The sequence below is a fragment of the Cupriavidus sp. HPC(L) genome, assembly GCF_000307735.3.
Classification (GTDB): Bacteria; Pseudomonadota; Gammaproteobacteria; order Burkholderiales; family Burkholderiaceae; genus Cupriavidus.
Map to the genome: position 1 here is coordinate 36,866 of NZ_AMPR02000057.1, position 7,460 is coordinate 44,325.

General features: G+C 65.0%; 7 protein-coding genes. All 7 read right to left on the minus strand.

The features are described 5' to 3' along the window. Positions 1 to 6: 6 nt before the first annotated feature. A complete protein-coding gene (locus tag B551_RS05005) occupies positions 7 to 1,473 on the minus strand; it encodes an NADH-quinone oxidoreductase subunit M (RefSeq protein WP_006576685.1) in 1,467 nt (488 codons plus the stop codon). 14 nt (positions 1,474 to 1,487) lie between these two features. Beyond that, on the minus strand, positions 1,488 to 3,596 hold the full coding sequence (nuoL, locus tag B551_RS05010; protein WP_006576686.1) for an NADH-quinone oxidoreductase subunit L: 2,109 nt from the start codon (positions 3,594 to 3,596) through the stop codon (positions 1,488 to 1,490). A gap of 72 nt (positions 3,597 to 3,668) precedes the next feature. After that, entirely contained in the window at positions 3,669 to 3,974 is a 306-nt protein-coding gene (gene nuoK / locus B551_RS05015) for an NADH-quinone oxidoreductase subunit NuoK (RefSeq protein ID WP_006576687.1), read from the minus strand. A 15-nt stretch (positions 3,975 to 3,989) separates the two neighbouring features. Further along, positions 3,990 to 4,631, minus strand: coding sequence for an NADH-quinone oxidoreductase subunit J (locus B551_RS05020; protein WP_006576688.1), 642 nt, complete (start codon positions 4,629 to 4,631; stop codon positions 3,990 to 3,992). A 158-nt stretch (positions 4,632 to 4,789) separates the two neighbouring features. Next, positions 4,790 to 5,281, minus strand: a complete 492-nt coding sequence (gene nuoI, locus B551_RS05025) for an NADH-quinone oxidoreductase subunit NuoI (protein WP_006576689.1) — start codon at positions 5,279 to 5,281, stop codon at positions 4,790 to 4,792. 98 nt (positions 5,282 to 5,379) lie between these two features. Then, complete coding sequence (gene nuoH, locus B551_RS05030; RefSeq protein WP_023263596.1) at positions 5,380 to 6,444, minus strand: NADH-quinone oxidoreductase subunit NuoH; 1,065 nt, start codon at positions 6,442 to 6,444, stop codon at positions 5,380 to 5,382. Positions 6,445 to 6,474: 30 nt separating this feature from the next. Then, positions 6,475 to 7,460: molybdopterin-dependent oxidoreductase (locus tag B551_RS05035; protein ID WP_023263597.1), on the minus strand; the 986-nt coding region annotated here is incomplete at its 5' end.

Here is a 7,460-nt window from a genome sequence, read left to right on the forward strand (position 1 = left end):
CCCTGCTTACAGCTTGGACTGCGCCACGTGCGACAGCAGGTTGACCACCGATGCGTGCATCACATCGGTAAAGGGTTTCGGATGCAGGCCCATGTACAGCGTCATCGCGGCCAGCAGGCCCAGCATGACGAACTCGCGCTTGTTCAGGTCGACCAGCTCGGCGACGTGCTGGTGCTTGATATCGCCGAACACCACGCGCTTGACCATCCACAGCGAATAGGCCGCGCCCAGGATCAGCGAGGTAGCGGCCGCCAGGCCGATCCAGAAGTTGTACTGGACGCCGCCCAGGATCACCATCCACTCGCCGACGAAGCCCGAGGTGGCCGGCAGGCCGCTGTTGGCCATCGCGAAGAACACCGCGAACGCCGCGAACTTCGGCATCGTGTTGACCACGCCGCCGTAGTCGGCGATCTGGCGCGAGTGCACGCGGTCATAGAGCACGCCGATGCAAAGGAACATCGCGCCCGAGATGAAGCCGTGCGAAATCATCTGCACGATGCCGCCCTCGATGCCGATCTCGCTGAAGATGAAGAAGCCCAGCGTGACGAAGCCCATGTGCGCGATCGACGAGTACGCGACCAGCTTCTTCATGTCGGCCTGCACCATCGCCACCAGGCCGATGTAGATCACCGCCACCAGCGAGATCGCGATGATGAACGCGGCCAGGCTGTGGCTGGCGTCCGGCGCGATCGGCAGCGAGAAGCGCAGGAAGCCGTAGGCGCCCAGCTTCAGCATGATCGCGGCCAGCACCACCGAGCCGCCGGTCGGCGCCTCGACGTGGGCGTCGGGCAGCCAGGTATGGACCGGCCACATCGGCACCTTGACCGCGAAGGCCAGGAAGAACGCCAGGAACAGCAGCACCTGCTCGTTCATCGACAGCTTGGCCTGATGCCATTGCAGGATCTCGAAGCTGCCGGTCTTGTTGTACAGGTACAGCAGCGCGACCAGCGTCAGCAGCGAGCCGAGCAGCGTGTACAGGAAGAACTTGAAGGCCGCATAGACCCGGTTCGGACCGCCCCAGACGCCGATGATGATGTACATCGGGATCAGCGTGGCCTCGAAGAACACGTAGAACAGCATGCCGTCGAGCGAGGCGAACACGCCGACCATGATGCCCGACAGGATCAGGAACGAGGCCATGTAGGCCGCCACGCGCTCGGTGATGACCTCCCAGCCGGCGATCACGACGATCACCGTGATGAAGGCGGTCAGCACGACGAACCACATCGAGATGCCGTCGACGCCGAGGTGGTAGTGGATGTTGAAGCGCTCGATCCACGAGTACTTCTCGACGAACTGCATCTGCGCGGTGCCGCGGTCGAAGTTCAGGATCAGCGGCAGCGTGACCAGGAAGCTGACGATCGAGCCGAACAGCGCGGTCCAGCGGACGAAGCCCGGGCTGCGATCCGAGCCGAAAGCCAGCACCAGCAAGCCGAAAAAGATAGGCAGCCAGATAGCGAAAGAGAGAACCATTTTCGTTGTATTCCTTACTTGGCGCCCACCGCGCTAGCCGAGCCGAAGATCGTGATCGACAGCAGCACCAGCATGCCCAGGATCATCGCGAATGCGTAGTGATAGATATAGCCGGACTGCACGTAGCGGCTGATCGAGGCGACCCAGCCGACCACACGCGCGGCGCCGTTGACCAGCAGGCCGTCGATCAGGCCCTGGTCGCCGCCCTTCCACAGGCCCGTGCCGATCAGGCGCGCGCCGCGGGCGAACACCGCTTCGTTGATGGCGTCCATGTAGTACTTGTTGTCGAGCAACTTGTACACGCCGCTGAAGCGCTGCTGGATCGCGGCCGGGATGTCGGGGCGCTTCATGTAGAAGAACCACGACAGCACCACGCCGGCCAGCGCGAGCCACAGCACCGGGGTCTGCAGCGAGTGGATGCCCATCGCGACCCAGCCGTGGAACATCCCGGCGAGCTCGCGCATCGCGTGATGGTTTTCGCCGACGAAGATCACGTCCTGGAAGGCCACGCCGTTCTTGAAGAAGTCGCCGAACAGCATCGGCTCGATCGCGATCGCCCCGATCACCACCGACGGGATCGCCAGCAGCACCAGCGGCAGCGTCACGACCCATGGCGACTCGTGCGGCTTCTCGCCCGGCGCCAGGCCATGGTGATGGTCGTCGCCATGCGCCTCTTCCTCTTCCTCGGCGTGGTCGTGGTGCAGGTGCGGCTTGCCGAAGCGCTCCTCGCCGTGGAACACCAGGAAGTACATGCGGAACGAATAGAACGCGGTGACGAACACACCGGCCATCACGGCAAAGTAGGCGAAGCCCGAACCGGCGATGTGCGACTCGGCCACGGCCTCGATGATCGAGTCCTTCGAGTAGAAGCCCGAGAAGAACGGCGTACCGATCAGCGCCAGCGAACCGACCAGCGAGGTGATCCAGGTGATCGGCATGTACTTGCGCAGGCCGCCCATGTTGCGGATGTCCTGGTCATGGTGCATGCCGATGATCACCGAGCCCGCGGCCAGGAACAGCAGCGCCTTGAAGAACGCGTGGGTCATCAGGTGGAACACCGCGACCTGGTAGGCCGAGGCGCCCAGCGCGACCGTCATGTAGCCCAGCTGCGACAGCGTCGAGTATGCGACCACGCGCTTGATGTCGTTCTGGATGATGCCGAGGAAACCCATGAACAGCGCGGTGATGGCGCCGATCACCAGCACGAAGGACAGCGCGGCGTCGGACAGCTCGAACAGCGGCGACATGCGGCTGACCATGAAGATGCCGGCGGTCACCATGGTGGCCGCGTGGATCAGCGCCGAGATCGGGGTCGGGCCTTCCATCGAATCGGGCAGCCACACGTGCAGCGGGAACTGCGCCGACTTGCCCATCGCGCCGATGAACAGGCAGATGCACGCCACCGTCAGCATCATCCAGTCGGTGCCCGGGAAGGTCACGGTCGCCAGCTGGTCGCGCGCGGCGAATACCTCGGTGTAGTTCAGGCTGCCGCTGTAGGCCAGCAGCAGGCCGATGCCCAGGATGAAGCCGAAGTCGCCGACGCGGTTGACCAGGAAGGCCTTCAGGTTGGCGAAGATCGCGGTCGGACGGGTGTACCAGAAGCCGATCAGCAGATACGAGACGAGGCCCACCGCTTCCCAGCCGAAGAACAGCTGCAGGAAGTTGTTGCTCATCACCAGCATCAGCATCGAGAAGGTGAACAGCGAGATATAGGCGAAGAAACGGTTGTAGCCGGGGTCGCCCTGCATGTAGCCGACGGTGTAGATATGCACCATCAGCGAGACGAAGGTCACCACCACCATCATCATCGCGGTCAGCGAGTCGACCAGGAAGCCGACCTCCATCTTGAGCTCGTGGCCGGCGAACGGCAGCACCATCCACTCATAGACCGTGGCGTTGAAGCTGGCCCCATCCACCATCACGTCGCGCAGCACGAGCAGCGACAGCAGGCAGGCGATCGCCACACCGAGAATGGTCACGGTGTGGGCGATGGCGCGGCCGGCGCGCGTCTGCGACGAGAACGATCCGAAGAACTTGGTGCCGAACAATCCCGCGATAGCCGCGCCGGCGAGCGGCGCCAGCGGAATCGCGAGCAGCAGGTTGGGGTTGAGCGTGGTTGCCATAGGACGCTTGTTGGTGTGCGGTCGGGTGCGGTCGGTTGGGTGACGTGTTTCGACAGGATCGGCTCGCAGGCATCAGCCCTTGAGCGCGTCCAGGTCGTCGACGTTGATCGTGTCCAGGTTACGGAACAGCACGACCAGGATTGCCAGACCGATCGCCGACTCGGCGGCGGCCACCGTCAGGATGAAGAAAACGAAGACTTGTCCGGCCAGATCGCCCAGATAGTGCGAAAAGGCGACGAAGTTCATATTGACCGCCAGCAGCATCAGCTCGATCGCCATCAGCAGCACGATCACGTTCTTGCGGTTCAGGAAGATGCCGACGATGCTGATCGCAAACAGGATCGCACCGAGCACCAGGAAATGGGCGAGAGAGAGCACGTCGTTCCCCGATCTTCAGTTCTTGTTGGCGGCGTCGGCTTGCTCGCCGGCGGCTTGCGCGGTCTGTGCCGGCATCGAAACCAGCCGCACGCGGTCGGCGCGGCGGGTGCGCAGCTGTTCGGACACGTCCTGCGCCTTGGTGTCCTTGCGGCGGCGCAGCGTCAGCGCGACCGCGGCGATGATGGCCACCAGCAGGATGATGCCGGCCACCTCGAAGGCGTAGATGTAGTCGGTGTAGATCACCTGGCCGAGCGCGCCGGTATTCGAGTAGTCGCTCCCCTGCGGCATCGGCTTGAGCGGCTGCGTGGTGCCGACGAAGTTGCGCACCAGCACGATCGCCATCTCGGCGATGATCAGCGCGCCGACCACCGAGGCCAGCGGCACATAGGTCCAGAAGTCGCGGCGCAGGTGCTCGATATCGATATCGATCATCATCACGACGAACAGGAACAGCACCATCACGGCGCCGACGTAGACCAGCACCAGCAGGATGGCGAGGAATTCGGCCTGCAGCAGCATCCACAGCGCGGCCGCCGTGAAGAACGACAGCACGAGGTACAGCGCCGAGTGCACCGGGTTCCTTGCGGTGATGACTTTCAGTGCGGAGAGCACCAGCACCACTGCGAAGACGTAGAAGATGGTGGTCGTGAATTCCATGGTTCTCGTCGTGCCGCACGGCACAGCCCACCCCCGGTGGCCTGCCCCTGCGGCATCCTTCTAGTTGCCCCTCGCGGGGCACGATTCAATGTGTAGCCTTGCGGCCCGGTTCGCCCGGATTCGCGCCGTTCGCACCGATTCGCGCGAACGGCCGGCGATCAGCGGTACTTCGCGTCCGCCGCCTTGGCCGCCGCGATCTGCGGCTCGTAGCGGTCGCCCACCGCGAGCAGCATGTCCTTGGTGAAATACAGGTCGCCGCGCTTCTCGCCGTGGTACTCGAGAATCTGGGTTTCGACGATCGCGTCGACCGGGCAGGCTTCCTCGCAGAAGCCGCAGAAAATGCATTTGGTCAGATCGATGTCGTAGCGCGTGGTACGGCGGGTGCCGTCGGCGCGCACGTCCGACTCGATCGTGATGGCCAGCGCCGGGCAGACCGCTTCGCACAGCTTGCAGGCGATGCAGCGCTCCTCGCCGTTCGGATAGCGGCGCAGCGCGTGCAGGCCGCGGAAGCGCGGCGACACCGGCGTCTTCTCCTCGGGGAACTGCACCGTGATCTTGCGGGCGAAGAGATAGCGGCCGGTCAAGGCCATGCCCTTGAAGAGTTCCTTCAGGAGCAGGCTGTTGAAGAAGTCCTTGATGGCGAGCAGCATGACGATTGCTTCCTAGTAATTCCACCGGGCGCGGCGCGTGCGCCGCAGCCCGGCTTGGTCCGTCCCGGCCAGCTTCGTGGCCGGGATCGGCGGCGATTTCAGTGCCAGATATTCCAGGGCGACTTCATCCAGATCGCCACGATGATCAGCCATGCGACGGTCAGCGGAATGAAGACCTTCCAGCCCAGGCGCATGATCTGGTCGTAGCGGTAGCGCGGGAACGAAGCGCGGATCCAGATGAACACCGACAGCAGCAGGAACACCTTGATCAGCAGCCAGAAGAAGCCCGGGATCGCGTTGGTCACGACGCTGTCGACCGGGGGCGCCCAGCCGCCGAGGAACATCAGCGCGGTCATCGTCGAGATGATGATCATGTTGATGTATTCGGCCAGGAAGAACAGCGCGAAGCCCATGCCGGAGTACTCGATCATGTGGCCGGCCACGATTTCCGATTCGCCTTCCACCACGTCGAACGGGTGGCGGTTGGTTTCGGCCACGCCCGAGATGAAGTAGACGCCGAACATCGGCAGCAGCGGCAGCCAGTTCCACGACAGGATGTTCAGGCCCATGTTGGCGAAGTAGCCGGTGTTCTGGCCGTTGACGATCGCCGACAGGTTCAGGCTGCCCGACACCATCAGCACGGTGACCAGCGCGAAGCCCATCGCGATTTCGTACGACACCATCTGCGCCGCGGCGCGCATCGCACCGATGAACGCGTACTTCGAGTTCGAGGCCCAGCCGGCCAGGATCACGCCGTAGACGCCGACCGAACTGATCGCCATCACATACAGCAGGCCGGCATTGACGTCGGCCATCACCACCTCGGCCTGGAACGGGATCACCGCCCAGATCGCCACGGCCGGCATCAGCACCATCAGCGGCGCGATCAGGTACAGGCCCTTGCTGACCTGCGAGGGCGTCATCACTTCCTTGAGCAGCAGCTTCAGCACGTCGGCGATCGGCTGCAGCAGGCCCAGCGGGCCGACCCGGTTCGGGCCGATCCGCACGTGCATCCAGCCGATCAGCTTGCGCTCCCACAGGATCAGGTAGGCCACGCACAGCAGCAGCGGCACCACGATGACCACGGCGCGAATCAGGATCCACAGCGGCGTCCATGCGCCACCGAAGACGGCCTGTCCCTGCGAGGTAATCCAATCGATCATCTTTCTCTCTCGCCTGTCGTATTCGCTTCTTTAAGCCGCGGCCACCGGGGCCAGTTCCACCGCCTTTTCCACCAGCACGGTGCCGAACATCGGCCCGAGGCCGACGGCGGCCGGCGTGGCCGCCGACACGCGCACCGTATTGGCGGGCAGACCTTCTTCCAGCACGGCCGGCAGCACCACGCTGCCCTGCCCTTGCGTGACGCGCACCGGATCGCCGGCGGCCACGCCCAGCGCGGCGAACAGGTCGGCCGACAGGCCCACCTGCATCGCGCGGCGCGCAGCCGCGCTCAGCTGCAGCGAATCGGCACGGCGCACGATCGCGTCCGAGTGGTAGATCGGCACGTCGGCGACGCGCTCGATCGCCGGCACGGCGCCATCGGCCGACGGCGCGGCGACCTGGATCGCGGCGGACGTGCGGTTGTTCAGGCGCGGAGCGATCGCGTCGGCCAGCGCTTCGTCGCGGACCGACTCGGCGGTCTCGTAGTCGAAGCCCGGCACCTCCAGCAGGTTGCCCAGCACGCGCAGCACCTTCCAGCCCGGACGGGTCTCGCCCAGCGGGCGGACCACGCCGTTGAAGCTCTGCGGCACGCCTTCGCAGTTGACGAAGGTGCCCGAGGTCTCGCTGAACGGCGCGATCGGCAGGATCACGTCGGCGTATTGCAGCGCGGCCTCCGAGCGGAACGGCGACAGCACGATCACGGTACCGGCCTGGCCCAGCGCGGCCAGCGCGCGTTGCGGATCGGCACTGTCGAACTCGGGTTCCGCGTTCAGCACCACGTAAGCCTTGCGCGGCGTCTCCAGCATGGCGCGGGCATCGGCCCCACCCTGGCGCGGCAGCGCGCCGACCAGATGCGCGCCGACGGTGTTGGCGGCTTCCGTCAGGAAGCCCAGCGTGGCGCCGGTGCTGTCGGCGATCCACTGCGCCAGCGCGTGCAGCGCGGCGAATTGCGGATGGCGGACGGCCTCGTTGCCGAGGAAGACGGCACGGCGCTCGCCCGACAGCAGGGCCTGCGCGG